Annotated in this window: 1 protein-coding gene; it reads left to right on the forward strand. The window is 72.0% G+C overall.

Annotated elements, in window-relative coordinates:
- Positions 1 to 2,536: beta-ketoacyl synthase N-terminal-like domain-containing protein (locus HW445_RS26445; RefSeq protein ID WP_180223401.1), on the forward strand; the 2,536-nt coding region annotated here is incomplete at both ends.

Below are 2,536 nucleotides of genomic sequence, written 5' to 3' on the forward strand. Positions count from 1 at the left end.
CCTGTTCGACGCGGGCGTCGCCACCGGCCTGGCGTCGCTCGTGCCGGTCCACGTCGAACTGGACGCGATGCGCAAGGCGGCAGCGCAGGGGGCCGAGATCACTCCCCTGCTGCGCGACCTGGTGCCGGTGCGGCACCGGCGGACCGCCGCTCAGGTGGACGTCGCGGCACCCGGCGGCCTGGCGGCGCGCCTCGCGGGGCAGACGGCGGAGGAGCAGGTCCAGACGATGCTGGAGACGGTGCGGTCGGAGGTTGCGGCCGTCCTCGGCCACGCCTCCGCCCAGGCCGTCCCCGACCACCGGGCCTTCACCGAGCTCGGCTTCGACTCCCTCACCGCCGTCGAACTGCGCAACCGCCTCGGTAAGATCACCGGCCTCCGCCTGCCCGCCACCCTCGTCTTCGACCACCCCAACCCGATCGTCCTGGCGGAGTTCCTGACACAGGAACTCACCGGCGGCCTCTCGGCAAGCGGCACCCAGGCCACCTCGTACGGGCCGAGCGCCGTCGCTCCCGCCGGCTCCGACGAACTGATCGCGATCGTCGGCATGGCGTGCCGTTACCCCGGCGGTGTCTCCTCGCCCGACGACCTGTGGCGACTCGTCTCCGCCGGAACCGACGGCATCTCGGCCTTCCCCACCGACCGCGGCTGGGACCTCGACGGCCTGTACGCCGAGGCGGTGGCGGACGACCCGGAGCAGCGTTCGCTGACCCTGGAGGGCGGTTTCCTCTACGACGCCGACCAGTTCGACGCCGACTTCTTCGGGATCTCACCGCGTGAGGCCTTGGCGATGGACCCGCAGCAGCGCCTGCTGCTCGAGGCCTCGTGGGAGGCGTTGGAGCGCGGCGGGGTGGACCCGCTGTCCCTGCGTGGCAGTCGCACCGGCGTCTTCGCCGGCCTCATGTACCACGACTACGGTTCCGGCGCCGAGGCGATTCCCGACGGTGTCGAGGCGTTCCTGGGTCTGGGCACCTCCGGCAGTGTGCTCTCCGGCCGCGTGTCGTACGCGCTGGGGCTCGAGGGCCCGGCGGTCACGGTGGACACGGCGTGCTCGTCGTCGCTCGTCGCCCTGCACTGGGCCATCCAGGCGCTGCGCTCGGGCGAGTGCGACATGGCCCTCGCGGGCGGTGTGACCGTCATGGCCACCCCCACCACGTTCGCCGAGTTCAGCCGCCAGCGCGGTCTGGCCTCCAACGGGCGCTGCAAGTCGTTTTCGGACGACGCGGACGGCACCGGCTGGGGCGAAGGCGTCGGCGTGCTGCTGGTCGAGCGTCTCTCCGACGCCCGCCGCAACGGGCACCCCGTCCTCGCGGTCGTGCGCGGCTCCGCCGTCAACCAGGACGGCGCCAGCAACGGCCTCACCGCACCCAACGGCCCGTCCCAGCAGCGCGTCATCCGCGCCGCCCTGGCCAGCGGCGGCCTGACCGGCGCCGACGTCGACGCCGTCGAGGCCCACGGCACCGGCACCACCCTCGGCGACCCGATCGAGGCCCAGGCCCTGCTCGCCACCTACGGCCAGGAACACCCCGAGGGCCAGCCCCTGCTCCTGGGCTCCATCAAGTCCAACATCGGTCACACACAGGCCGCGGCGGGCGTCGCCGGCATCATCAAGATGGTCATGGCCATGCGCCACGGCATCCTGCCGCCCACCCTCCACGCCGAGGAACCTTCGTCGAAGGTCGACTGGTCGGCGGGCGCCGTGGAACTGCTGACCGAAGCACGCGACTGGCCGGAGACGGGTGACCGCCCGCGCCGTGCGGGTGTGTCCTCCTTCGGCATCAGCGGCACCAACGCACACGTCATCCTGGAGTCGCCCGAGCCCGACCGCACCCCGGCCACCGGGACGGACGAGCCGGAGACCACGCTCCCCGCGGTGCCGTGGGTGCTGTCCGCCAAGTCCCCCGAGGCCGTCGCCGGGCAGGCTCGACGGCTGCTCGAGCGGCTGCGGTCCGACAACGAGATCTCCGTCGTCGACATCGGCTACTCCCTCGCCCTGACGCGCTCCCGGTTCGAGCACCGGACCGTCGTGGTCGCGACCTCTCGCGAGGACTTCCTGACGGCTCTGGACGTACTGGCCTCCGACCCCGCCGCAGCCGACAGTCGAACCGTCGTACTTTCGGACGCGGACCTCCAGGGCTCCGAGGTCCTTGCCCTCGCCGAGGCCCACGCCGCCGGTGAGAGCGTCGACTGGCGCACCTTCTTCGCCGGCACCGGCGCGCGCCTGGTCGACCTGCCCACCTATGCCTTCCAGCACGAACGTTTCTGGCTGGCGTCCTCCCTGAACGGTGGCAGCCGCACGGACCTGTCCTCGGTCGGCCTGCTCCTCGAGGACCATCCTCTTGCCGTCGGCTCGGTAGCCGTCGCGGGTGAGGATGTCTCGTTGTTCACGGGTCGGCTGTCGTTGGATTCGTATCCGTGGCTGGCGGATCACGCGGTGTTCGGGACGGTGTTGCTGCCGGGGACCGCGTTCGTGGAACTGGCTCTGCACGCGGGTGAGCGGGTCGGCTGCCCGGTCCTGGACGACCTCACGCTGGAGACT

The sequence above is a fragment of the Streptomyces sp. UH6 genome (genome assembly GCF_013421635.1).
GTDB classification, from domain to species: domain Bacteria; phylum Actinomycetota; class Actinomycetes; order Streptomycetales; family Streptomycetaceae; genus Streptomyces; species Streptomyces abyssomicinicus.